Here is a 23,530-nt window from a genome sequence, read left to right as displayed (position 1 = left end):
TCTGGTTGGCTGTGCTGTGGATTGCAAACAATAGTTGACATCATAAATGAGAAACATTATCATTTGCATAAACGATTAAATGAAAGTCATTGCAATGCAAGTGAATTACGCAGCGCCAGCCAGTCATTTGTTTGATCCGGATTTGCCAACAGCCAGTGCGGTGTTGGTCTCGCTGAGTTGTGTCGCCACACGTTATGCCGTGAATCCTTCTGAGGATCTGGCGTTGCTGGGTTGCAGTTTAGCGCAGACGCTGACAGCACCCGAGTATGCGGAAAGTGGTTTGATTCAATCTGCGGCCAAGCAATTGCTGCAGGATTGGCAAGCGTTGCTGCAGGCGCATCAGGAATTTGCGCTGCAGCAGGCAGTGACTGATTTTGTAGAGCAGTCGGCCACGCTGCAATAGCAGGCTGCTGACGGCAAATTTAAAGAATAGTAATAAAGATAAATCAAGAAAGGCTATAGATTCATGGCAAGAACCACAGGACCCAGACTGAAGATTATGCGCGCATTGGGCGTTGAACTGCCCGGATTGTCACGTAAGTCGATTGAAAATCGTCCTAATCCACCAGGTCAGCATGGCCAGCAGGCATCTCGCCGCCGCCGTTCTGACTTTGCAGTCAAGCTGGTGGAAAAGCAGAAGATTCGTTTTAACTATGGCGTGAGCGAAAAGCAAATGCGCCGTTTGATCCTCGAAGCCCGTAAAGGCAGCGAGCCAACGGGTGAAAAGTTGATGTCTTTGCTGGAGCGTCGTTTGGATAACGTCGTGTTCAGGGCTGGTTTTGCGCCGACAGGGATTGCCGCACGCCAACTGGTGAACCATGGTCATGTATTGCTCAATGGTAAATCGGCCAACATTGCGTCTATTCGCTTGCAAGTGGGTGATGTGGTGGCTGTGAAAGAGAAAAGCCGCAAGATCCCGATGGTGGTCGATGCATTGGCAACCCCAAGCCTGACGATTCCTGAGTGGTTGTCAGTAGAAGCAGCATCTGCAACCGCAAAAATCGGGCATTTGCCATCTATTGAAGATGTGCCGTTCCCGGTGGATGTGCAGCAAGTGGTTGAGTATTACTCAAACCGCGTTTAATTTTTCGCTGGTCAGGCCCTGATCAGGTTTGGCCGGTAAAGCATTTGAGCAGTGCTCCTAACCCCAACATGTCATTGCTCAAATTCGGCGTGATGTTATGCGCCAACCTATCCCTGGTAAGGGTGTTCCTTGAAATCCTATGCCGCAATGCTTTTGCATATAAGTCGGCCTTTTTTTAGACTGGGTGTTAATGCATGACCAATCGCTTGCAATCATCATTGGGTAAAGCGCAAAATGCGGCGAGTGTTTCTTTGCGTCGCATGCCGACCATTGAGGCAAGTCAATTGTTGGGCGATGCCGGAGTATTGGCCATTATGCATGGTGGCGAAACTTATCAGTTGACCCGTACCAAGCAGAATAAATTGCTGTTGACCAAGTGTCATGCGCTAGCGCCAGCACAGGTGCAACAAGATTAGTAGAGGTTTTTGCGTGAAATGTGTGTGTGATACTGGCAACCTAGCGTTGCCTTTTGTGGTTTTGCCGGAGGAGTATGCGAATGATGCAACGTGAGTCTTTGCAGGGGCTGTCATTGAAGCCTGCGCGCGCGTCAGCGTCTCAACTGCCTGAGTTTAGCCTGCATCGTCGGCAACTGGGTGAGTTGGCCGGAATTTTCCGCTGGTCTGTGCTGGCCACCGAAGATTGGCTACAACGCGATAAGCGCCAGGACTGGCATGGCTTGGGCATGCTGCTGGTGGTTGCCCTGCATGCCGCAGTTATTGCCTCGCTGCTGTTATATCAGGAGCCGATTGTGATTGAGCCAAAGCCGGAGCCAATGACGGTTTCCCTGATTACATTGCCGGCCAAGAAAGAAGAAGCGCCTGCGCCGGAAGTGGTGCCTATCATCAAGCAGCAGCCTGTTGTGAAGCCTGTGGTTAAACCTAAAGAAACGCCGGTGAAGCCGATAGAACGACCGGCACCCGTGGTGGAACGCATTGTGGAAACAACCCCAGACCAGCCCCGTTTTGAGGCCAGCACACAGCCTTCTGCGCCACCGCTGGAGGTACCTGTTGCAGCCGCGCCTAGCAAGCCTGCGCCAGTCGTCTCTCCGCCTCCCAAGCGGGAGGTGGTGGAAGAAAAAGAAGAGCCGCCCAAATTTGGCGTCGCTTACCTGAATAACCCTAGACCCGAATATCCTAGACTCTCCCAGCGTGCAGGTGAAGAAGGCAAAGTGCTGATGAAGGTGCTGGTCTCTGTGGAGGGTCGCCCGGAGTCGGTCGACGTGATTAGTAGCAGTGGTTTTGAGCGCTTGGACAAGGCGGCAGTTACCGCAGTTAAGCAATGGCGTTTTGAGCCAGCGCGTAAGGGTGGCAAAGCATTGAGTGCTTATGTCAATGTACCGCTGTCATTCTCGCTGACGCAAGAATAGGCAAGTTTCAAGAGTAAGTAAGTTTCAAGAATTAAGTTAAGTTTCAAGTGAAAGGGAATTTTGATGCAATCAACAAGTGGTTTGGCTTTTATCACCGAAGGCGGTGTGGTGTCGGTTTTAGTGGCACTGATTTTACTGACGATGTCGGTGCTGAGCTGGTATTTTATTCTGGTTAAAACCTGGCAAGTATTCAAGCGCAAGCGCGATGTGTCTGCTTATGTGCGTCAATTCTGGCGTAAAGCGACTTTGCAGGAAGCGCTGCAAGAGCCGCAGTTGCAATCGCCGGCGTTTCGCCTGGCAGTGACGGCAGCCGAATCTACCCAGCATCACCAGCAGTATGCCAGCCAGTCATTGGGTGCGGCTTGCAGCCAGGATGAGTTTATTGCGCGCCAATTGCGTCGCACTCTGTCGCAAGAACAAGCGGCATTAGAGAGTGGCCTGTCCGTGCTGGCTTCGGTTGGCAGCGTGGCACCGTTTGTAGGTTTGTTTGGTACGGTGTGGGGCATTTACCACGCTTTAACAGCGATCGGTCAATCTGGCGTTGCCACCATTGATAAAGTGGCCGGTCCGGTGGGTGAAGCGTTGATCATGACGGCGATTGGTCTGGCGGTGGCGATTCCTGCCGTGCTGGCTTATAACGCGTTTATCAAGGCTAATCGCGGCATCATGGCCGAGCTGGAGAGTTTTGCGCAAGACTTGCATACCTTGCTGACGACCGGCGCGCCATTAGTGATTAAAGCAGGCGGCAAACCAGCAAATGTGACTGAACTGCATGCCAAAGTGGCAAACAAAGGTGGCAATGTATGATGGGGCAAAATCCATTTAGCGCCGGTGAGCACACTCAACCCATGAGTGAAATCAACACCACGCCGTTGGTGGATGTGATGCTGGTGCTGTTGGTGATTTTTATTATTACTGCGCCATTGCTGACGCATGCGGTCAAGATTGATTTGCCGCAAGCAACCTCGCAACCGCTGGAAGAAAAACCGGAAGTGATTGACCTGGCAGTCGATGTGGATGGCAAAATTTTCTGGAATGACAGCGAAGTGTCAGTCGCTGATTTATCTGCACGTATGACAGATGAAGCGGCCAAGCAACAACAGCCGGAATTGCAGATTCGCGCTGATAAAAACACACGCTATCAAGTGTTGGCTGAGGTGCTGGCAAAAGCGCAAACGGCTGGCATGAAAAAAGTGGGTTTTGTTAGCCAGCCGCAACCATAAGCCAGCAAACTGAGTATTTCTATGTCGACGCAGTCCTCTATCCGTACCTGGGCGTGGGTGCATAAATGGTCCAGTCTGGTCTGCACGGTCTTTATGTTATTGCTGTGCCTGACCGGCCTGCCATTGATCTTCCACCACGAGATTGGTGACTGGCTGGGCAATCATATCGAAACACCACAGATTGCACATCAGGGGCCGCTGGCCAGTATGGATGCCTTGCTCGCATCGGCCAAAACCAAGCAGCCAGGTATGGTGCCTTTGTATATGTACCGTGAAGAGGATGAGCCGTTGCAATGGGTCATCAGCATGGCCAAAACTGCGACAGCCGAAAGTGGTTTCAAGCAGGTGGTGCTGGATGCACGTACCGCGCAAGTGCTTGGCGAGCCGCCAGTGGAAGAGGGCTTTATGTACGTCATGTTCAAGTTGCATGTCGACTTGTTCGCTGGCCTGCCTGGCATGCTGTTTCTAGGTTTGATGGGCTTTTTGCTATTGGTGGCGATTATCTCTGGCGTCGTGCTGTATGCGCCGTTTATGCGCAAGCTGGCATTTGGTGAGATTCGCCGCCAGCGTGGTAAAAAGCTCAAGCGGCTGGATCTGCATAATTTCCTCGGGATTGTCATTCTCAGTTGGGCCTTGGTGGTCGCTGCCACCGGCGTGATTAATGCCTGGTCAGACTTGCTGATTAAGTACTGGCAGTTTGACCAGATGTCGCAAATGATCGCGCCTTATAAAAACTTGCCGCCACCTGATCGCTTTGCCTCATTGCAGGCGTCTGTACAAGTGGCACAACAAACCGAGCCAGACATGCAATTGGGCTTTATTGCCTTCCCCGGTACGGCCTATGCCAGCTCGCATCACTACGGTATTTTCATGCGTGGCGATTCCCCTATCACCAAGCGTTTGTTTAAGCCTGTGCTGGTGGATGCGCGTACGGCAACCTTGACCGATAGTCGCGACTTGCCGTGGTACCTGGTGGCTTTGCTGGTGTCGCAGCCGCTGCATTTTGGCGATTACGGCGGCATGACCTTGAAATGGTTATGGGCCGTGCTGGATGTGATCACGATTATTGTGTTGTGGACCGGTTTGATGCTGTGGTGGAAAAAGCGGCATCAGTATGTGCCGGATATCCGTTCGAGAATTACGCTAAGTGAGGCCTATTAAACGCAGGACTACTGTGGGTTAGGCATTGCAAATGCGCTTAACCTACAAGTGAGGTGAATAATGGTGACACATCTATTTATGCCGAATAAACAACTTTCGCAAATCTTTTTCTGGCCGTTGCTGATCGCTGTGGTCTCAATGGCTGGCTTGATCTTCGCCCTGGTCGTCGATGATGCGCGCGAATACCTGGCTAATGCAGCTATCGCGATTCCTGTGCTGGTTGCGGTGTTTTTCTACTGGATATACCCGCTGTTTTCACGTCGCTAACCACCTCTTGGTGAGCGACCTGTGCTCGCTTTCGGGTGGCCAGTCTGCATTCGTTTTAATGATCTGGCGCTCGCCTGCTAGTGCTTCATATTTCACATCAGCTCGCTAGCGCTGATAGTGAGTCTCTTCGCTTGTTTCCTTTACCTCTATTTTGCACTGTATGCATGATTCATTAATTCTTTGTTGTGAATAAGAATGATTATCATATAGAATATCATTAATTGATATGTCACTCATTCATGGGTGAGATGGCGACCATAGCCCAAATCAGCACATGTTGAAGAAGCGTATTTTCAGCAAGCATTGTGCAAGCAAAAATAAACAATGCCTTGTTTCATGAATATAAGGAGAAGAAGTAGATGAGCGATACCGAAAAGTTGCAAGCCATAGGCGCGGAAGCCGCGGCATTTCAGGGCCAGTTTCAATCAATTCAGCTGGCCACTACCAACGCACAAGGTTTGCCAGAGGCCAGTTATGCTGCCTATGTGGCACATGAGCATAAATTCTATGTCTACGTGAGTGAATTGGCGACGCATTGTGCCAACCTGCGCGACACCGGCCGTTGCTCCATGATGTTTATTGAAGCAGAAAAAGAAGCGGCGCATTTGTTCGCCAGAAAACGTCTGGTATTTCAATGCGCTGCTCAAGAAGTGGCCAGGGATGATGCCAAATTCGACCTCGTCATGGGCTTGTTCTTTGACAAGTTTGGCAAGTTTATGGATGTGATCAGCAAGTTGACTGACTTTCACCTGATTGAATTAACGCCTGCGCATGGCAGCTATGTGTCCGGGTTTGCCAAAGCCTATCACTTGAATGGCCAGGACTTGACGCAAGTCACGCACCGCAATGATCAGGGCCACGCGTCTCCAGACAAGGCCACACAGCAAAAGATGGATCAATTGGCCTGATCATGAATTTGCCGTTAACGAATGACCCTTTAGCCGCTATTTGCGAACAGTTTGCACTGGCACGGAAGGCTGGTCTCGCGCGTCATCGTGAGATTGCAGAAAACTTGCATATTTCTGAAGGGGAGCTGATTGCCGCACATATTGGTGCAGAAGCTACCACTTTGATGCGGGCAACACGGTTACAACCGCGCTGGGCTGAGGTGCTGACGGCTCTGGAATCTTTGGGCGAGGTGATGGCACTCACACGAAATGCCTCCTGTGTGCATGAGAAAGAAGGTCGCTATGCGGTGGTGACTGGCGCCAGTGTGCGTGGCGTGCATATTGATTTGCATTGCCATTTTGCGCAGTGGCAGCATGGGTTTGCGGTAGAGGAGTCTGGTGAAAAAGGCGCGCAACGTAGCCTGCAGTTTTATGATGCGACAGGGACTGCGGTGCATAAAGTGTTTTTACGGCCGCATAGTGATTTGTCTGCATATCTGGCGCTCGTTGATCACTATGCCGATGCAAATCAGCAGCCTGGAATCACTGTGCAGTCACTGCCAGTCACAGGAGTGGAGGCAGATTTCCCTGCATTCCTGGCCGCCTGGGATGCGGTGAGTGATGCCCGTGACCTGCATGCGCTGCTGGCGCAAAGCCAGGGCGGCGCGCTGTCTTATTTGCAGCAAATGTGCGCTGAATCGGTGCTAGCTGTGTCCGTCAATGCAGCCAGAACATTGCTGGAAAATGCGGCGACTGAGGCTGTTTCAGTATGTATCCTGGTGGGTAATGCTGGTGTCACGCAAGCGCATCAAGGTGCCGTAGATAAAGTTGTCGTCATGGGGCCATGGCTGAATGTACTGGATCCTGGCTTCAACTTGCATTTGCGCGAAGATCATATTGCGTCTGCATGGGTGGTGGTGCAGTCCAGTGTGCAAGGCATGTTCTCAGCGCTTACTTTATTGGACCAGTCTGGCGGCTTAATTGCATTATTCGCTGCTGATCGTGTGGCTGACAAGCCCGAGGCTGTCGCCTGGGCAGCACTGATCGATCGTTTACCAAAGGCTTAATCTGTATGTTGACTCTTGATGACTTAGAAAAAATTGTCAAACCGCTGCCTCGCCGTCGTTTTTTAACCCAATTGGGCGCTGTGGCGGCGGTAGTTTCTTTGCCGCAGCTTGCATTCGCGAATGAGCCTGGCAAAAAAGCCGCCCGCCGCATTGTCAGTGTGGGTGGCGGGCTGACTGAAATCATTTATGCCTTGGGTGCCGAAAAAGAGCTGGTAGGGGTCGATACGACCTCTCTGTATCCGCAGGCAGCGACCAAGCTGCCTAGCGTGGGCTATGCCAGAGCATTATCCAGCGAAGGCATTTTGGCTTTGAGTCCGACGCTGGTATTGGCCAGTGAAGATGCCGGGCCACCAACCGTGTTAAGGCAGATTGGCACGGCAGGCGTGCCGGTGACCGTATTGTCTGCCAATGATAGATTCGAGGGCGTGGTTGAACGCATCCAGCGCGTAGGCGCATTGATTGACCGTGGAGCACAAGCCAGCCAGCTCGAAAACCAGCTAAAACAGGATTGGCAGCGCGCACGTGCGCCTATCATCGCGCGCAAAACGCCAGCCCCTCGCGTGTTGTTTATCTTATCGCATAGCCCGGGGCAGGTGATGGTCGGCGGTAAAGGCAGTAGTGCGGATGCCATGATTGCCTATGTCGGTGCGCGTAATGCCATCGATGGCTTCGAGGGCTTTAAGCCATTAACACCAGAGGCGGTGATTGCCGCCCAGCCGGATATCATCTTGCTGACAGAGCAGGGCATGAGTGTGGTCGGCGGCGTGGATGGGGTCTTGAAGTTACCCGGTCTGGCTCAGACAACCGCCGGTCAAAAACGTCGCGTGGTCGCACTGGAAGCCATGTTTATGTTGGGCTTTGGCCCACGCTTGCCGCAAGCCGTTTCGGCATTGGATCAAGTGCTCACGAAAGCCATGCAAGGCTAGCTCTCCACAAGGAAGGTCATGCCTGCGACAGGCATGACCGATAACTATGACACTTTCAATTTCACCGCCATCCCGTATGGTCAAATCACGTTTGTTTTTCTCTCAACAGCTCACACACCGGCCGGCATGGTTGCTCATGCTGGTATTGATATTGAGCGTATGGGCGGCCGCTACCATGGGCGCAGTCACCATCACCTGGAGTGATTGGTTGGCGATATTGCAAGGCGACGATGAGCCGCTGTCAGGCGGGGCTTATGTCTTGTGGCATTTACGGCTACCACGCATCTTGTTTGCCGTGATGATAGGCGCGGCTTTGGCTTTATCTGGTGCGCTTACGCAGGGCTTGTTTCGTAACCCGCTGGCTGATCCGGGCTTGCTGGGCGTGACGAGCGGCGCCGCCTGTGCTGCCGCACTGACCATTGTGCTATTGGCGGGCAGCGGCATTGAAGTCCCGGTTGCCTTGCGTTACTGGTTGCTACCGGCAACGGCTTTTGCTGGCGCAGTCGCCGTCTGTTTTATTTTAGATAGCGTGGCACGCTGGCTAACAGCAGATTCGATCGCCGGATTGTTATTGACCGGCATTGCACTAAACGCCCTGGCGGCGGCAGTGATCGGCTTATGCACCTATCTTGCCACAGACGAGCAATTGCGCAGTTTGACTTTCTGGACACTGGGCTCACTGGCTGGTGCAAACTGGGCATTAACCACGGCATTGCTGCTTGCGCTTATATTGGCTTTCTGGGCATTGCGTCGCTTGACGCATACGATGAATGCATTGGCACTGGGTGAGGCCGCAGCCGCGCATGTGGGCGTTAATGTGCGCGCGTTGCGGGTGCGTGTCATCATGCTGGTGGCCGTCTTGTGTGGATTCGCGGTGGCATGGTGCGGCATGATTGGCTTTATCGGCCTGGTCGCGCCGCACATAGTGCGTTTGCTGGTCGGACCAGACCAGCGCCGGCTGGCACCGCTGGCCATGTTGGTTGGCGCCATTTTGCTGCTGCTGGCGGATACTGCTGCCAGAACCGTGGCCATTCCGGCTGAAATCCCGGTCGGTATTTTTACCGCATTGCTAGGCGCGCCTTTTTTCCTCATCCTGTTAGCCAGAATGCGTAGAGGGAGTTAGGCATGTCACATTTGCACACGTCTGCAACCGCGTTGCTGTCATTTAACCAGGTCACCGTCGCGCTTGGTAAACGTCAATTTGGCCCGTTCACCCTGTCTATTCAGCCGGGAGAGCAAGTTGCTATTTTAGGCCCCAGTGGCGCGGGTAAGTCTACCTTGCTCAAGCTGCTGGCGCGTGAATTAACGCCTGCCAGCGGGCAGGCACAGTTTGAACAACGGTCCCTGCATGACTGGTCACTGGCAGAGCTCAGCCGTCGCCGGGCCATTTTGCCGCAGTCGCATGAGGTCGCCTTCGGTTTGCCGGTTGATTTGGTTATTGGCCTCGGACGTGTGGCGCGCACTTATGACCCGCAGTTAAGCAGCATTGTGCAGCAGGCGGCCGAACAGGCCTGTGCGGCACATCTGCTTGGCCGCCGTTTTGATACCTTATCCGGTGGTGAAAAAGCGCGCGTGCAAATGGCCCGGGTATTTGCCCAGCTGTGGGATGTTGAGCAAGGGTTACTGTTAGTGGATGAACCGTTGGCTGCGTTGGACCCTGGCCTGCAGTTCAGCCTCATGGACGCCATTTATACCTTCGCCTCCAAACGCGGTCACGCCATTTTGGCCATCCTGCATGATATTAACCAAGCCTTGCAAGGGTTTGAGCGCCTGATCTTTATCAAACATGGCGCCATGGTGGGCGACTATCAAACGCCGCATGTCACTCTGCCATTGCTTGAGGCCTTGTATGAGGTCAGATTGGCCAGCGCCGTGACCGAGACTGGTGAGGTGATTGTGGCGCCCAGTTTGAAGCAGGTAGCTGCTGCATCGTTGCAAATTGTGCGATAAATAATGACGTTGGCTTGATTAAATTAATGAGAATTGTTATCATTTAATGCTTTAGTGCAAGCCAACGAGTCCTCACTCCTGTAGCCAGCAGTTCAATACAGGGGAATCTCGTGCGTCATCCGCAAACAGTCTATTCATTCCGTCACCGCAGCCTGGTAGCAGCGCTTCTGCTTGCTATTCCTTACTTAAGTTTTGCAGAAGAATCTGGGCGCAAAGAAGAGGTAGAGTCTCTACCTGAAGTAAAAGTGACTTCCAAAGCCGAAAAAAATCAGTCTTCAGAAAAAACGAAATCATATACGGTTAACTCCACTTCAAGCGCGACCCGCTTGAATACAAGCATTCGGGATACACCTCAATCTATCTCGGTGATTACGCGAGAGTTGATGGATGATTTTCGTGTACTGACCGTCAATGATGCATTGTCATTGGCGACGGGTGTGCGCGTTGAACAGTTTGAGACCGACCGTAGTGAATATACGGCACGTGGCTTCAATATCACTAATTTTCAAGTGGATGGATTGAGTATCCCGATCACCTATGGCACACAATACGGCGATCTCGATGTGGCCTTGTATGACCGTATTGAAGTGTTGCGCGGGGCGAATGGTTTATTAACGGCGATGGGTAATCCGTCTGCCACGATTAACTTTATTCGCAAACGCCCGACAACAGAGTTTAAAGCCAAGGTGGATGCTTCACTAGGCACATGGGATAACAGGCGCTTGGATGCCGATGTTTCAGGAGCACTCAATGCTGATGGCAGTGTGCGAGCGCGTTTGGTGATGGCGCATCAAGAAAAAAATTCATACCTGGATAGATACAGCAACGAGAGAAACGTTATTTATGGTGTGATTGAGGCTGATTTGTCAGATAACACTAGTATGGCTGTTGGTCACACTTATCATCAAAATAACTCCAGCGGTAATAACTGGGGTAGCTTGCCTTTGCTGTATGTGGATGGCAGCAAGCGCCATTACAAGCGCTCAGACTCAACTGCGCCAAGCTGGAGTTACTGGGATGTTGATACCAATATTACTTTTGCTGAGCTAACGCATAATTTCTCCAATGGCTGGAAAGCTAAAGGACAATTAACGCACAGGCAAATCGATTCCGATTCCAGGTTGCATTATATCTATGGTAACGAAGATCGTGCGACAGGGCTTGGCTTGAAAAGCTACCCGGGAATGTATCGCACCCGGACCGAGGATAATGTAGCTGATTTTTATGCCAATGGCCCATTCGACCTCGCAGGTCGCAAGCATGAAATGGTGTTTGGCACCACCTGGAGTAAGGCTGCTGTGAGAGATTTCTCAAGGTTTGGCCCGATTGGAACGTCGCTAAGTAGTTTTGAAAATGCGGGTGATTTTCCGCTACCTACCTTTGATGCTGAAAACAAGTCGGCGGACTTTACGATGCGTACCATTAACTCCTATGCGGCTGCCAAGTTTAATCCGACAGATGCATTAAAGGTCACTGCAGGCGCCAGTTTGGTCAGCTATAACCTGGAAGGTGTCAGTTTCGGTGATCCACAGGCCTCAAAGGCGAATAATAAAGTTACTCCTTATGCTGGGGCAGTGTATGACCTGAATGATGATCACTCGGTTTATGCCAGCTATGCCGGTATTTACAAACCTCAGGTTGAACGTAGTGTTAACGGAGGGGTTTTGGCGCCGTTAGAAGGCAAGAACTATGAGGCGGGTGTGAAGAGTGAGTGGTTCAATGGTCGTCTCAACAGTACTTTTGCATTGTTTAAAACAGAACAGGAGAATCAGCCACAACCGGCTGGTATGCTTGGGGGAGTGACCACCTATAAAGGCATACAGGCGACTAGCAAAGGCTTTGAGTTTGATGTCTCCGGTGAGTTGTCTGACTCGCTTAGTGTGAATGCTGGCTATACACGTTTGATGAGTCTCAAAGGTGCCAATAATCAGAATGTGAATCCATTTACACCTCGCAATCAGGCCCATGTGGCTGCGGTATATAAAGTCCCATCTATTCAGAATCTGAAGTTAGGCGCAAACGTCTATTGGCAGAGTGATACACATGTCGATATCGACCTCTCTGATGGCAATGGCGACCCTGTCGGCACATTCCGCTATAAACAGGATAGCTACGCCACACTCAATTTGTCGGCGAATTATAAGATTGACGAGCATTGGCATACTGCACTCAACTTGTATAACGTGACCAATGAGAAGTATTTAACAAGCTTGAGATATGCCTATTCGGGTCAGGCATATTACGCTGCGCCGATGAGTGCATTAGCGACACTTACATGGACATATTAGCTTTAACGTCAGCCTCCAGGCGGATGTGGGTGTTTGAGCTGTGGCGAGCCTTAGGAAGCATGATTGTTGGTGACAAGCGTATTTTAATACTCAAGTGATTTTTGTACCCAGGCACTTTTTCAAGTGCTTGGTTTTTAATTGTTGTCGAGGGTCGGTATTGGCGGATTTACCCTCATGCATTTAAAAAACTATAGATGTATCTCTACAATTCGATCAATGATTTTTAATGGTATGCGCGCTTATTTCTTGTTGTTGCATCGCTGGCTAGGCCTGGCAAGCGCCCTATTCTTATTGCTTGCCGGCCTGACTGGCGCAGTGATTTCCTGGGATCACGAGTTAGACGAGTGGCTGAACCCCGCATGGATGCATAGTGAGTCACAAGGGTTGCATCAATCGACACTAGCACTTGCAAAACAGGTGGCCGAGCGCTATCCACAAGTGCAGGTCAGTTCTATTCCGCTGGCGGTGGAACCGGGGCATACGCTGGCGATTGGTGTGCGGCCGCTACCGAACCCTCCCAATGGCCTTGCGCCAGTCACGTTTAACCAGGTGTTTATCGACCCCGTGACTGGTGAAGAGTTGGGCAAGCGTGAATGGGGCGCAGTATGGCCTGTGGATCGCACCAATGCGGTCTCTTTTCTGTATAAATTGCATTACAGCCTGCACCTGCCCGAAATGTGGGGCATAGACCGCTGGGGCATCTGGTTGTTAGGTGGCGTTGCGATCATTTGGCTGATGGATAGTTTTGTAGGTTTTTACCTGACCTTGCCCAAGTCTGCCAATAAGCCTAAAACCAAGCTGCATAAAGCACAGCGACATAGCCATCAAGCAACATTTTTGCAGCGCTGGTGGCCAGCCTGGAAAATGCGCTGGAACAGCAGTACGCATAAACGTTATTTTGATATGCATCGCGCATTTGGCTTATGGACATGGCTGTTGCTGATTATTCTGGCATTTTCGGCGTTTGCGCTGAATTTGCGGCGAGAAGTATTTATGCCCGTCATGCAGTCTGCTTTCACGCTGACACCTACGCCTTCGGATATGCGTCCACGTTTACCCGGGCCGCAACAATTGCCGCCGAAGGTGGATTATGAAAAGGTGCTGGATCTAGCAATCAATGACGCGCGTGCGCAAGGTTGGCAAGAGCCTGCTGGGCGTATTTCATATAGCGCGGCTTACCAATTATTTAATGTGGATTTTTATCACCCTGATGCCGATCATGGCGTGGCAGGCGCTGGGCATAAGCGGTTGTATTACGATGGGCTGGATGCACACTATGTTGGCAAGCGTATTCCTTGGCAGGGTGGTGTTGGCGATGTGATCGTGCAAGCACAGTTTCCGCTGCATTCTGGCCGGATTCTCGGCTTGCCAGGCCGCATCCTTATTTCTGTGATGGGCCTGGTGGTTGCCATGCTTTCTGTGACAGGTGTTTATCTCTGGTGGAAAAAGCGTAAAGCCAGAAAGGTATCCCAGGTGATTGTCCGTGAGTCTGCCATTTCGACGAAAATGGCTCGTTAACCACTTACCTCCCAACCTACTGATTAGCAGGTTTTTATTATTTATATCAATATACTAGCAAGCTATTTTTGATTGATTTCAAAAATGAGAATTGTTATCATTAGCGATTAACCAATTTGCAAGCCAACGACGGTTGTTTCCAGTAGCCAGCAATCCAAAAACACAAGAGTGAATTAGGGAAAGATTATGCCATCCGGCTTTAACAAAAAAACCATGACATTAGCGCTGATGATGGCGCTACCAGCAGTTGCAATGGCGGCTGACGAAGAAAAAAAGGCAGATGCTGCGCAAACGATGACCGAAGTGAAGGTTAAGTCACAACGTGTGCAAGATACGCCAAACAAAGGCTATCAAGCGACAAAAACCCGCGTAGGTAAAACTTATCAGGATCCGCATGATATTCCTCAAGCGGTCACTACCGTAACTAAAGAGTTGATGCATGATCAGCAAGTCGGGTCGTTGCGCGAAGCATTACGTAATGTGTCGGGTTTAAGCTTTAATGCGGCTGAAGGTGGCCGAGGCGGCGATAACTTTAATTTGCGTGGTTTTTATACCTTTGGTGATATCTATTTGGATAACATGCGTGATACTGCTCAGTATTACCGTGAGACGTTTAACCTCGAGCAAGTTGACGTATTACGTGGTTCTGCAGCGATGTTGTTTGGTCGCGGCCAGGCGGGTGGCGTGATCAATCAAGTTACCAAAATGGCTGAGTTAAATGACAAAAATACAATTACAGGTAGTGTAGGGCAATATGACTATCATCAGTTTACTGGCGACTTTAATAAAAAGTTAACAGAAACAGCGGCGATTCGTGTCAATGTGATGGATCGTCATGATGAGACTTATCGAACAAACCCGGCAACTGGGGATCATCCTGAGTTTGACCGCTCGGGTATTGCCATCAGCTTCGGTGCAGGGATTGGGACTGAAAACGAATTTTTCTTAAATCATGTCACCACAAGAACTCGTGATGTGCCAGATTTTGGTATTGGTTTTGTAAATAAACGACCAGTAGATCGAACCGTAGCAACAGGCGTGCAAGATGACAAAACTTTCTATGGTGGATCAAAAAACTTTGATGACAGTGATGTTCATATCACCACAGGTATTTTTACGCACAAATTTACTGATGATACCCAGTTACGTACGCAATTGAGAAGCGGCAGCTATAAGCGTGCCTATTGGGCCAAAACTCCACAAGGAACAGCAGCAAATGCGGTGCCAACCGATGGAACCTTATTCTTGGGTGGTAACCAAGCAGCCAAATTGGATTACGATACACTGAATTTGCAATCTGATTTCAGTACAAAATTCAAATTGTCTGGCATGGAGCATCAGTTGCTTGCTGGCGTTGAGTATTTAAAAGAGGATCAATATCGTCAGAACCTGGCTAATATTGGTACTACCGCTAATCCGTTATATACCCAAAGTAATGTGACTGGCAATCCGACCAAGTTCAATGCAGATAACTATGCTGTTTATGCCCAAGACTCGATCGAGTTCATCCCTGATTGGAATTTCTTGTTTGGTATTCGTCGGGATGAAATGCGCGCTGATTACAGTAGCGCTACTTCACCAAAATTGAGCTATGGTGAGAACAGCTATCGTAGTGGTATTTCTTGGCATCAAACACCTGATGTACACTACTATTTGAGCTGGAGTGACTCGTTCAGCCCTACGGCGGACTTGTATCAACTGACTGTTACCCCTCAGCCACCTGAGCGTAGTAGAACAACAGAGTTAGGTGCTAAATGGCTGTTCTTAGATGGTGATCTGGCATTTAGAACTGCTTTGTACCACACAGTAAAAGACTGGGAGCGCAACACTGATTTGCAGTCAACGTCAACTATTCTGACGAAGAGAAGACGTACAGACGGTTTGGAGCTTGAGTTGACTGGTAAAGTGACCGAGAACTGGGATATTTTTGCGGGCCTGGCTTTTATGGATGCAAAAATTCTTGAAGTGGCAGAGAACGTCAATGCAACGACAGGTGTGATTACTCCGGCTTTTGCAGGATATAAAGGTCAGCGTGCTCGAAATACGCCGCCGATGACAGCCAACCTGTGGACTACTTATGCGTTTGCAGGTAATTGGAAAGTTGGCGGTGGTTTTGAGTCGAAAGGTGAGCGTTACGGCTATAATCCAAGCGGCGGAGCAGGAACGAATTTCGTAAACGGAAAATTTAGTCCAAATGTGGCGCCAGGCTATACTCGTTGGGACGCGATGGTTGCCTACGAAGAGAAAAAGTGGGCTGTTCGCTTGAATGTTAAAAACGTATTTAACAAAGTGTATTATGGCGATATTTACGATAACGGGCCTTTCTCTGTACCAGGTAACCGCCGTCAGGCAATCCTGACAACCGAGTATAAATTCTAGGAGTTGATTTGCTGCTGACGTTACCGGATGTATTGCTGAAAGAAGAACTCACTTCCATCCGAGGCCTGCTTAAACAGGCGCAATGGATAGATGGTCGCAATACCGCCGGGGCGCAGGCAGCACAAGTCAAAAATAACCAGCAACTGGCCGAACAGGATCCGTTGCTGGCAAACATTCGAGGGATCGTGTTGCAGGCATTGCATCGCGATCCTTTATTTTTTTCGGCAGCCTTGCCGGACAAAATTTTGCCACCGTTTGTGAACCGTTATGCGGGGCAAAACAATCACTACGGCTTTCATGTGGATAGTGCGATGCGTAGCATGCCGGATGGCAGTGCGCGCGTGCGGGCAGATGTGTCTGCCACCTTGTTTTTTAATGATCCGGATGAGTATGATGGCGGCGAACTGGTGGTGCAGGATGTGTTTGGCGATCAGCGCATCAAGCTCAAGGCCGGGTCTATTGTGATTTACCCTTCCAGCTCAGTGCACGCGGTGACGCCTGTGACGCGTGGCGAGCGCTTGGCCAGTTTTATGTTTATCCAGAGCATGGTGCGTGATGCTGCGCATAGGCGCATGTTGTTTGATATGGATATGGCGCTGGTCAGGCTGCGTCAGCAGCACGGTGAAACGGCTGAAGTGGTTCAGCTCACTGGGATTTATCACAATCTTTTACGGCAGTGGGCTTTATAAACACGCATGCAAGTACTTCCCTTATTGCAACACTACGCGCAACAAGCGCAATCTGGTTTGCCTGCTGATATCTGGCACTATTTGCAATCTGATGCAGGCAGCGGGCAGCAGAGCCTGGCGAATGTGCAAGCCTGGCAGTCGATCAAGCTTTACCCACGCCCGCTGGCGACTTTAAACCATCCTAATACTCGTTGCGAGCTGTTTGGTGAGCGTTGGGAGCACCCGATTATGCTGGCGCCGGTGGCTTATCAAAAGTTGTTTCATGCTGACGGCGAAGTAGGCACTGCGGTGGCGTGTAATGCCCAGCAGGGGCAAATGCTGGTGAGCAGCCTGGCTAGCCAGCCACTTGAAGAGATTATTACGCAGGCACAGCAACCATTATGGTTTCAGTTGTATTGGCAGGGTGACCGTCCGCGCACATTGGCCTTGCTGCAAAAAGCCCTGGCTGCCGGATATAGCGTCGTGGTGTTTACTGTGGATGCGCCAGTCAAGCAGGCGGTGATGGATTTGCCCGAAGGTATTGCTGCTGTTAATTTGAGCCAACCCTTGACGCCTAATGCGATTGGGCCTGGGCAAAGCCAGGTGTTTGATGGCTGGATGTCGCAAGCCCCTGATTGGGAGGATGTCGCCTGGCTGCGCGAGCAATGCCCCGTGCCGTTTTTACTTAAGGGTCTGATGCATGTCGAAGACGCCATACAAGCCGCAGGCCTTGGCTGTGATGGGCTTGTTATTTCCAACCACGGTGGGCGCGTACTGGATACGACGCCCACCGTGGTGGACGTATTGCCTGCGATTGCGGATGCTGTCGGCGGACAATGCAAACTGATTGTCGATAGCGGTATACGTAGTGGGCAAGATGTATTTAAAGCGCTGGCATTGGGCGCGGATGCAGTCTGTATCGGGCGGCCTTATGTCTGGGGGCTGGCAGCAGAGGGGGCGCTGGGTGTCGCTAAAGTCATCCGCACACTACGTGATGAACTGGAAATGACCATGGCATTGACCGGGGTTGCCAATTTAAAAGCGCTACACAAAGTAGCCCTGTTTTAATGATTGAAAGGAAGTAACGTGAATACATTATTCATCCGCATAGTATTGGCTGCAACACTCTCTATCTCAGCCACGAGCGCGTTTGCCGCTGCAGACTGCAAATCCTACCCTAAAGAAGAGTGGGCTGCTGAAGATACACTGAAAGAGGCGATGGAGGCTGAAGGATATACCATCAAGAAATTCAAGATTGATGGTAACTGCTATGAAATTTATGGCCGTAGCAAAGAGGGTAAAAAGGTCGAGATTTATTTCGATATGAAAACGCTGGCGATTGTGAAAGCGATTGGCCTTAAAGACTAATATTTTCATGCAAGCACGCGCGGATATCTTGTGGCCCTGGTGGCTGCGGCTTAGTCACTGGCTGATGGCTGCGGGCGTGATTGCTTTGTGGTTGATGAGCTATGCCTGGTATGAAACCGACTGGATACACCGTTCAGTCGGCTATACGGTGCTGGGCATTGTGGCTGTGCGTATCACGCTAGGCTGTTGCACCAGGCTCAGCAGTGGGCGTTTTTATCTGCCGCGCTGGCGTGCTATACGCACGCATATCGCCGAGATGCGGCAAGGACATCTTAGCCCTCATCAAGGGCACAATCCCTTGGGGCAATGGTCAGTCTACCTGATCTGGTTACTGATTGCCGCGCTCGCCCTGACTGGCTGGCTCAGCCGTACAGATGCCTTATGGGGCGAAGACTGGCCGGTAGAACTGCATGCTTTGCTTAGCATGGGTTTGCTTGGTCTGATTGTGATACATGTGCTGGCAGTGGTCGTGGTGTCACGGCTGTCTGGCCAGCATTTGTTATCACAAATGATACATGGGCGTTCGGCGCCACTTAAACGCAAATCTCGCTGAATGCGGATGCCAGCTGGCATGATCTCCGTATTCTCCCCCCAAATCCTGCCTGTTTTTACTTTGTATAAAAGTATCAAAATGTATCGCTCTCTTTAGTCGCGCAGCGGCTTCATTTAAGATGGCACATCTGCTGATATCCGTGATGATTTATGAATCTTATTCTGTGGCGCTGTCTTGTTGATTTCGAGTGATCGCATGCGCAAATATTTATGTTTAATGTTGCTGCCGGGCCTGGTGTATGCGCAGGAGTCGCTTTGGTACGATGATGGTGATCCGCTGGACACACAGGTATACACGCTGCCAAAAATCCCGGGCGAGTATCGCGGTAATGCTACTGACTGCAGCCCTGTAGACTTGCAGCAGCCACTGACGCTGGCCGATGTGGTCGATATCAGTTTGTGCCATAACCCGCAGACCAGCGAAGTATGGGCCAGCGCCCGTGTGCAGGCAGCGCAATTGGGTGTGGCTAAATCGGCCTATTTACCCAGCGTAACCAATACTGTTTCTAGTAATATGGGCGTGCTCAGCCCTGAATCTGCGACGCGCGGTAATCCCAACCTGAATATCGCTAACAGTGTGGTGGCGAGCTATCTTTTGTATGACTTCGGCAACCGTAAGGCCAATGTAGAGAATGCGCGCCAGTTACTGCTAGCTGCCAGTGCTACCCAGAGCAGTACGGTACAAACCGTGTTGCTGAATACCATTATTGCTTACTACCAGGTACAGGCCAATATTGCGGCACTGACAGCCGCCCAACAGGCAGAGCGTGCAGCAGAAGAAAGTTTTAAAGCGGCCAATGCGCGTTACCAGGCTGGTGTGGCGACGCCCGCCGATAAATTACAGGCGCAAACTGCCTATGCCCAGCTCACGTTGCAACGCATTACCATAGAAGGCACACTCCGCGTCGCTTATGGTGCATTGGTGAACCTGATGGGATTGCCTGCCAACCGGCCTGTGAAGTTAGCCGCGAGTATGAATGACGCACCGCCCAGCATTCTTGACGATGTCAGCGCATTGATTGAGCAGGCCGGGCAGCGCCGCCCGGATTTGATGGCCAGTGAAGCACAGGTACGCGCGGCCGAGGCCAGCATTGCTGCCAGTCAAGCGGCCAGCAAACCGACCATCAGCATGGGTGTTTCCAATAATCTGCAAGATGGCTCACAGTATGCAGCCAATAGCGCAACCACATTGGGCGTCACCGTTTCTATTCCACTGTTTGCCGGCTACGCGCCCACCTACCGCATACGCGCGGCTGAGGCGACGGCTGACCTGCGGCTTGCCCAGCGTGACCGTTTACGTTTGCAGATTTCGCTGGATGTGTGGAGTGCCTATCAAAACTTGCGCACCGCATTGCAAGCGATGACAGCTAGCAAAACCCTGCTGGAAAGTGCCGAGCAATCGTATCGGGTGGCGCTAGGGCGGTATAAGGCCGGTGTCGGCAATATCATTGATACACTCAATGCGCAAAGCGCACTGGCGTTGGCACGTCAGCAAACCATCCAGGCCGGACTGAATGCCAATATCGCACGTGCCACCCTGGCACAAGCCATTGGCGAGCTTGACCATGCCATGATTCAGTCACTGCCAGGCGCTCACGCGACCTCTCACTAAAACGGACACGTATTTATGAAGCGCATCAAAAACATACTGGTGGTATTGCTGTTAATCGCGATAGCCGCGACAGCCTATTGGTATTACAAGCAGACCCACCAGCCCAAGCCGGAAGATTTATACCGCCTGGATGAAGTGACACAAGGGCATGTTGAGCAAACGGTATCGGCGAATGGTACGCTCAACCCGGTTAGCCTGATCAGCGTTGGTACCCAGGTCTCGGGTATTGTGAGAAAAATGTATGTCGATTTTAATGATGTGGTTAAAAAAGACCAGGTGCTGCTAGAGCTGGACAGTACTTTATTCAATGCGCAGATTGCGCAATCTAAAGGCAGCGTCAGGAATAATGAGGCTGCGGTGGAACTGGCGATTGCCAATGAAAAACGTATGCGCCAGTTATATGCGCAAGAGTATGTGTCCAAGCAGGAGCTGGATACCGCCGTGCAGGTATTGAAGTCAGCCAGGGCGCAACTGGAGACTGCACGCGGCTTACTGGCACGCGATGTGACCAACCTCAATTTCAGTATTATCCGCTCGCCGGTCTCTGGTGTTGTTGTCAACCGGGTGGTCGATGTGGGGCAAACGGTGGCTGCCAGTTTCCAGACGCCGACCTTGATCCAAATTGCACAAGACTTGGCCAATATGCAGATTGACACCAGTTTTGCCGAGGCGGATATCGGTAAGATTAAAGAAGGGCAGAAAGTGAATTTTAATGTCGATGCCTTCCCTGACCGTAGCTTTGAAGGCGTGGTGAAACAACTGCGTTTGAATTCAACTAATACTTCGAATGTGGTGACCTATAACGTGGTAGTGTCAGTTGATAACCAGGATCTAACCTTGCTGCCTGGCATGACTGCCTACGTGAATATTATCGTGGATAAAGCCCGGCATGCTTTGCTGGTACCGAATGCCGCCTTGCGCTATAAACCAAAACTGAGTGCCTCTGCGCCGCCCGATCGGTCAGCACCAGAGGTGGGTGGCGGTGAAGGCAAGCGAGGCTGGCGCAAGCACGGTGCTAAAGGCGAAGGGCAAGGCCCATCCACTAGCGCAACAATGGGCGGGGCCATGGGCAAGATTTATGTATTGAGGGCTGGCCAACCGGTGATGATACGCGTGCATACCGGCATTACCGATGGTCGCTCAACCGCGGTGTCTGGTGAGGGCCTGGCGGTGGGTGATAAGGTGATTGTCAGCGAATTGCAAAGTGATAACTCTGCCAATAAAGGGCAGGGTAATAATGGCCCACGTGGGCCGAGAATGTTCTAAACGCATGCAAAAGTCAGTGATTGAGGTACATCATCTCTACAAAGCCTATCAAACGGCGGCAGGCGATTTTCCGGTATTAAAGGATGTCAACTTGCAGGTGTTGGCTGGGGATTATGTTGCCATCATGGGGCCTTCCGGCTCTGGAAAATCGACCTTTATGAATATTCTTGGTTGCCTCGATATGCCTACGGCAGGCAGTTATGTGCTGGATGGCTACGCGGTGGCGACCATGGCTGCGGATCAGGTGGCAAAGGTGCGCAATCAAACGATAGGCTTTGTGTTTCAGGGGTTTAACCTGCTGGCACGCGCCAGCTTGCTGGATAACGTGGCCTTGCCGCTGGTTTATGCCGGTGTCAGCAAAGAAGAGCGTCATGCACGTGCCAGGGTATTGCTGGAGAAAGTGGGGCTGAGCAAGCACATGCATTCCCATCCCAACCAGATTTCTGGCGGGCAGCAACAGCGGGTTGCCATTGCCCGTGCTTTGGTTAATCAGCCACGCTTGATTCTGGCTGATGAGCCCACTGGTAACTTGGACAGTACCACCAGTGAAGAAATCATGGCCATTTTTCACAGCCTCAACCAGGAAGGCATCACCATTGTGCTGGTCACACACGAAACCGATATTGCTGAACATGCCAAGCGGCAGGTGCGGTTTCTGGATGGCAAGATAGTGCAGGATACCGGTAGTGCATCAAGTGTCGCCGGTAGTGAGTATGTTTAGCGCCATGCTGGGGGAAGCCTGGCACGCCATGGGCGCTAATCGCTTACGCACGTTTCTGACCATGCTGGGGATGGTGATCGGTGTGGGTGCGGTGGTGCTGATGATGGCGATCGGGCAAGGGGCTGAGGCTTCGGTCAAACGCTCTATCAGCGCCATGGGCAGCCATTTGTTCGTGGTACTTTCCGGCCCACCAAGAATGGGCGGGGCTCGCACCGCAACCGGCAATGCGCCTTCGCTCAATGTGCGTGATGCGAATGCGATTGGTGAGCTGTATGGCGTGGTCGGCGTCGCGCCAGTGACCATGGGCAAAGGGCAAGTCGTCTATGCCAGCAATAACTGGAATACCGATATTATTGGCACCACGGCAGAGTATATGGACATCCGTGGCTGGGGATTATCGGCCGGCTATCCGTTTTCAGCTTCGGACACCCGCTCTGCCACACGCGTTGCCTTGCTGGGTAAAACCGTGGTGCAAAACCTGTTTGGCGAAGAAGAGGATGTTGACCCCATCGGCAAAACAATCCGTATTAACCAGCGCCCATTTGTGGTGCTAGGCGTGCTGGATAGCAAGGGGCAGACACTGGACGGGCGTGACCAGGATGACACTATTATTGTGCCGCTAACAACGGCGCAGCGAAAATTATTTGGTAACCAGTTGCCTGGTACGGTGCGGCAGATCATGGTGCAGGCCGAGTCTGATAACGTCATGAGCATGGTAGAAGAGGCGCTGAATAGCTTGCTCAACCAGCGTCACAATATTCGCGAAGGCGCTGACAGCGATTTTTCGGTACGTAACCTGACGGCGATTGCCAATTCGGCGGCCGAAACTGCGCGCACCATGTCTTTGCTGTTAGGGGCGATTGCTTCAGTGTCTTTACTGGTCGGTGGCATCGGCATTATGAATATTATGCTGGTGTCCGTGACTGAGCGTACGCGCGAAATTGGTATCCGCATGGCCATTGGGGCGAGGGAAGCAGATATTCTGATGCAGTTTTTGCTGGAGGCCATCATGATCTCCATTGTGGGCTGCCTGATCGGCATCGTCATTGGTGTGACGGGCGCGGTGCTGGTGAGTGTGTTCACGCAGGCCGAGGTGATTATCTCAAGCGCATCAGTATTGATTGCATTTAGTGTCGCCGCCAGTATTGGTGTCTTTTTCGGTTTTTATCCGGCCAGAAAAGCGGCCCGCTTAAACCCGATTGAAGCCCTGCGCTATCAATAGCAATG

At 51.3% G+C, this 23,530-nt stretch carries 24 protein-coding genes; all 24 read left to right on the top strand.

Annotation, left to right across the window (positions count from 1 at the left end; all coding sequences use genetic code 11):
* Nucleotides 1–79: 79 nt before the first annotated feature.
* The 24 genes from B3355_RS10130 (at nucleotide 80) to B3355_RS10015 (ending at nucleotide 23,525) form a co-directional block, all read left to right on the top strand.
* Nucleotides 80–403: a hypothetical protein gene (locus B3355_RS10130; protein ID WP_019883438.1), complete on the top strand. Its 324-nt coding sequence runs from the start codon at nucleotides 80–82 to the stop codon at nucleotides 401–403.
* A gap of 63 nt (nucleotides 404–466) precedes the next feature.
* A complete protein-coding gene (rpsD, locus tag B3355_RS10125; protein WP_019883437.1) occupies nucleotides 467–1,084 on the top strand; it encodes a 30S ribosomal protein S4 in 618 nt (205 codons plus the stop codon).
* Between the two features lie 194 nt (nucleotides 1,085–1,278).
* Entirely contained in the window at nucleotides 1,279–1,500 is a 222-nt protein-coding gene (hemP, locus tag B3355_RS10120; protein WP_047516238.1) for a hemin uptake protein HemP, read from the top strand.
* 74 nt (nucleotides 1,501–1,574) lie between these two features.
* Nucleotides 1,575–2,450 carry an energy transducer TonB gene (locus tag B3355_RS10115; RefSeq protein WP_235273036.1) on the top strand — a complete coding sequence of 292 codons (876 nt, stop codon included), beginning with the start codon at nucleotides 1,575–1,577 and terminating at the stop codon, nucleotides 2,448–2,450.
* A gap of 63 nt (nucleotides 2,451–2,513) precedes the next feature.
* Nucleotides 2,514–3,257, top strand: coding sequence for a MotA/TolQ/ExbB proton channel family protein (locus B3355_RS10110; RefSeq protein ID WP_019883434.1), 744 nt, complete (start codon nucleotides 2,514–2,516; stop codon nucleotides 3,255–3,257).
* Nucleotides 3,257–3,673, top strand: a complete 417-nt coding sequence (locus B3355_RS10105; RefSeq protein ID WP_019883433.1) for an ExbD/TolR family protein — start codon at nucleotides 3,257–3,259, stop codon at nucleotides 3,671–3,673. The genes B3355_RS10110 and B3355_RS10105 overlap by 1 nt, the downstream gene beginning before the upstream one ends.
* 21 nt (nucleotides 3,674–3,694) lie before the next feature.
* Nucleotides 3,695–4,834: a PepSY-associated TM helix domain-containing protein gene (locus tag B3355_RS10100; RefSeq protein WP_292783365.1), complete on the top strand. Its 1,140-nt coding sequence runs from the start codon at nucleotides 3,695–3,697 to the stop codon at nucleotides 4,832–4,834.
* 60 nt (nucleotides 4,835–4,894) lie between these two features.
* Nucleotides 4,895–5,101 carry a hypothetical protein gene (locus B3355_RS10095; RefSeq protein WP_019883428.1) on the top strand — a complete coding sequence of 69 codons (207 nt, stop codon included), beginning with the start codon at nucleotides 4,895–4,897 and terminating at the stop codon, nucleotides 5,099–5,101.
* A gap of 359 nt (nucleotides 5,102–5,460) precedes the next feature.
* Entirely contained in the window at nucleotides 5,461–6,009 is a 549-nt protein-coding gene (locus B3355_RS10090) for a HugZ family protein (protein WP_019883427.1), read from the top strand.
* A gap of 2 nt (nucleotides 6,010–6,011) precedes the next feature.
* Nucleotides 6,012–7,055 carry a ChuX/HutX family heme-like substrate-binding protein gene (locus B3355_RS10085; RefSeq protein WP_292783357.1) on the top strand — a complete coding sequence of 348 codons (1,044 nt, stop codon included), beginning with the start codon at nucleotides 6,012–6,014 and terminating at the stop codon, nucleotides 7,053–7,055.
* Nucleotides 7,056–7,060: 5 nt separating this feature from the next.
* Nucleotides 7,061–7,981: a heme/hemin ABC transporter substrate-binding protein gene (locus tag B3355_RS10080; protein WP_292783354.1), complete on the top strand. Its 921-nt coding sequence runs from the start codon at nucleotides 7,061–7,063 to the stop codon at nucleotides 7,979–7,981.
* A 46-nt stretch (nucleotides 7,982–8,027) separates the two neighbouring features.
* Nucleotides 8,028–9,104, top strand: a complete 1,077-nt coding sequence (locus tag B3355_RS10075) for a FecCD family ABC transporter permease (RefSeq protein ID WP_292783351.1) — start codon at nucleotides 8,028–8,030, stop codon at nucleotides 9,102–9,104.
* 2 nt (nucleotides 9,105–9,106) lie between these two features.
* Nucleotides 9,107–9,931, top strand: coding sequence for an ATP-binding cassette domain-containing protein (locus B3355_RS10070; protein ID WP_292783348.1), 825 nt, complete (start codon nucleotides 9,107–9,109; stop codon nucleotides 9,929–9,931).
* A gap of 110 nt (nucleotides 9,932–10,041) precedes the next feature.
* Nucleotides 10,042–12,219, top strand: coding sequence for a TonB-dependent siderophore receptor (locus B3355_RS10065; RefSeq protein ID WP_292783345.1), 2,178 nt, complete (start codon nucleotides 10,042–10,044; stop codon nucleotides 12,217–12,219).
* Nucleotides 12,220–12,450: 231 nt separating this feature from the next.
* Nucleotides 12,451–13,737: a PepSY-associated TM helix domain-containing protein gene (locus tag B3355_RS10060; RefSeq protein ID WP_292783342.1), complete on the top strand. Its 1,287-nt coding sequence runs from the start codon at nucleotides 12,451–12,453 to the stop codon at nucleotides 13,735–13,737.
* A gap of 186 nt (nucleotides 13,738–13,923) precedes the next feature.
* A complete protein-coding gene (locus B3355_RS10055; protein ID WP_081979319.1) occupies nucleotides 13,924–16,116 on the top strand; it encodes a TonB-dependent receptor in 2,193 nt (730 codons plus the stop codon).
* 8 nt (nucleotides 16,117–16,124) lie between these two features.
* Nucleotides 16,125–16,805, top strand: coding sequence for a Fe2+-dependent dioxygenase (locus B3355_RS10050; RefSeq protein WP_292783337.1), 681 nt, complete (start codon nucleotides 16,125–16,127; stop codon nucleotides 16,803–16,805).
* Between the two features lie 6 nt (nucleotides 16,806–16,811).
* Entirely contained in the window at nucleotides 16,812–17,852 is a 1,041-nt protein-coding gene (locus B3355_RS10045) for an alpha-hydroxy acid oxidase (RefSeq protein WP_292783334.1), read from the top strand.
* An 18-nt stretch (nucleotides 17,853–17,870) separates the two neighbouring features.
* Entirely contained in the window at nucleotides 17,871–18,152 is a 282-nt protein-coding gene (locus B3355_RS10040; protein ID WP_292783331.1) for a PepSY domain-containing protein, read from the top strand.
* A gap of 7 nt (nucleotides 18,153–18,159) precedes the next feature.
* Nucleotides 18,160–18,705 (top strand): cytochrome b/b6 domain-containing protein, encoded by a 546-nt coding sequence (locus tag B3355_RS10035; protein WP_292783328.1) that lies wholly within the window; start codon nucleotides 18,160–18,162, stop codon nucleotides 18,703–18,705.
* A gap of 195 nt (nucleotides 18,706–18,900) precedes the next feature.
* A complete protein-coding gene (locus B3355_RS10030; RefSeq protein ID WP_292783324.1) occupies nucleotides 18,901–20,316 on the top strand; it encodes a TolC family protein in 1,416 nt (471 codons plus the stop codon).
* Between the two features lie 15 nt (nucleotides 20,317–20,331).
* Nucleotides 20,332–21,582 (top strand): efflux RND transporter periplasmic adaptor subunit, encoded by a 1,251-nt coding sequence (locus B3355_RS10025; RefSeq protein WP_292783321.1) that lies wholly within the window; start codon nucleotides 20,332–20,334, stop codon nucleotides 21,580–21,582.
* Between the two features lie 4 nt (nucleotides 21,583–21,586).
* On the top strand, nucleotides 21,587–22,303 hold the full coding sequence (locus B3355_RS10020; RefSeq protein WP_292783318.1) for an ABC transporter ATP-binding protein: 717 nt from the start codon (nucleotides 21,587–21,589) through the stop codon (nucleotides 22,301–22,303).
* Nucleotides 22,296–23,525 carry an ABC transporter permease gene (locus tag B3355_RS10015; protein ID WP_292783399.1) on the top strand — a complete coding sequence of 410 codons (1,230 nt, stop codon included), beginning with the start codon at nucleotides 22,296–22,298 and terminating at the stop codon, nucleotides 23,523–23,525. Before B3355_RS10020 ends, B3355_RS10015 begins: the two co-directional genes overlap by 8 nt.
* Nucleotides 23,526–23,530 lie beyond the last annotated feature (5 nt).

It is taken from the genome of Methylophilus sp. UBA6697, from assembly GCF_002454655.1.
In the GTDB taxonomy this organism is placed as follows: Bacteria; Pseudomonadota; Gammaproteobacteria; order Burkholderiales; family Methylophilaceae; genus Methylophilus.
Note: the sequence above shows the minus strand (reverse complement) of the source record. Positions and strands in the feature narration are given on the sequence as shown.

Coding starts and splice junctions, on each gene's coding strand:
- B3355_RS10115 (WP_235273036.1), top strand. CDS start 1,575: ATGCGAATGATGCAACGTGAGTCTTTGCAGGGGCTGTCATTGAAGCCT.
- B3355_RS10030 (WP_292783324.1), top strand. CDS start 18,901: ATGCGCAAATATTTATGTTTAATGTTGCTGCCGGGCCTGGTGTATGCG.
- B3355_RS10070 (WP_292783348.1), top strand. CDS start 9,107: ATGTCACATTTGCACACGTCTGCAACCGCGTTGCTGTCATTTAACCAG.
- B3355_RS10060 (WP_292783342.1), top strand. CDS start 12,451: ATGCGCGCTTATTTCTTGTTGTTGCATCGCTGGCTAGGCCTGGCAAGC.
- B3355_RS10085 (WP_292783357.1), top strand. CDS start 6,012: ATGAATTTGCCGTTAACGAATGACCCTTTAGCCGCTATTTGCGAACAG.
- B3355_RS10080 (WP_292783354.1), top strand. CDS start 7,061: ATGTTGACTCTTGATGACTTAGAAAAAATTGTCAAACCGCTGCCTCGC.
- B3355_RS10015 (WP_292783399.1), top strand. CDS start 22,296: ATGTTTAGCGCCATGCTGGGGGAAGCCTGGCACGCCATGGGCGCTAAT.
- B3355_RS10095 (WP_019883428.1), top strand. CDS start 4,895: ATGGTGACACATCTATTTATGCCGAATAAACAACTTTCGCAAATCTTT.
- B3355_RS10100 (WP_292783365.1), top strand. CDS start 3,695: ATGTCGACGCAGTCCTCTATCCGTACCTGGGCGTGGGTGCATAAATGG.
- B3355_RS10075 (WP_292783351.1), top strand. CDS start 8,028: ATGACACTTTCAATTTCACCGCCATCCCGTATGGTCAAATCACGTTTG.
- rpsD (WP_019883437.1), top strand. CDS start 467: ATGGCAAGAACCACAGGACCCAGACTGAAGATTATGCGCGCATTGGGC.
- B3355_RS10020 (WP_292783318.1), top strand. CDS start 21,587: ATGCAAAAGTCAGTGATTGAGGTACATCATCTCTACAAAGCCTATCAA.
- B3355_RS10035 (WP_292783328.1), top strand. CDS start 18,160: ATGCAAGCACGCGCGGATATCTTGTGGCCCTGGTGGCTGCGGCTTAGT.
- B3355_RS10130 (WP_019883438.1), top strand. CDS start 80: ATGAAAGTCATTGCAATGCAAGTGAATTACGCAGCGCCAGCCAGTCAT.
- B3355_RS10110 (WP_019883434.1), top strand. CDS start 2,514: ATGCAATCAACAAGTGGTTTGGCTTTTATCACCGAAGGCGGTGTGGTG.
- B3355_RS10090 (WP_019883427.1), top strand. CDS start 5,461: ATGAGCGATACCGAAAAGTTGCAAGCCATAGGCGCGGAAGCCGCGGCA.
- hemP (WP_047516238.1), top strand. CDS start 1,279: ATGACCAATCGCTTGCAATCATCATTGGGTAAAGCGCAAAATGCGGCG.
- B3355_RS10025 (WP_292783321.1), top strand. CDS start 20,332: ATGAAGCGCATCAAAAACATACTGGTGGTATTGCTGTTAATCGCGATA.
- B3355_RS10105 (WP_019883433.1), top strand. CDS start 3,257: ATGGGGCAAAATCCATTTAGCGCCGGTGAGCACACTCAACCCATGAGT.
- B3355_RS10045 (WP_292783334.1), top strand. CDS start 16,812: ATGCAAGTACTTCCCTTATTGCAACACTACGCGCAACAAGCGCAATCT.
- B3355_RS10055 (WP_081979319.1), top strand. CDS start 13,924: ATGCCATCCGGCTTTAACAAAAAAACCATGACATTAGCGCTGATGATG.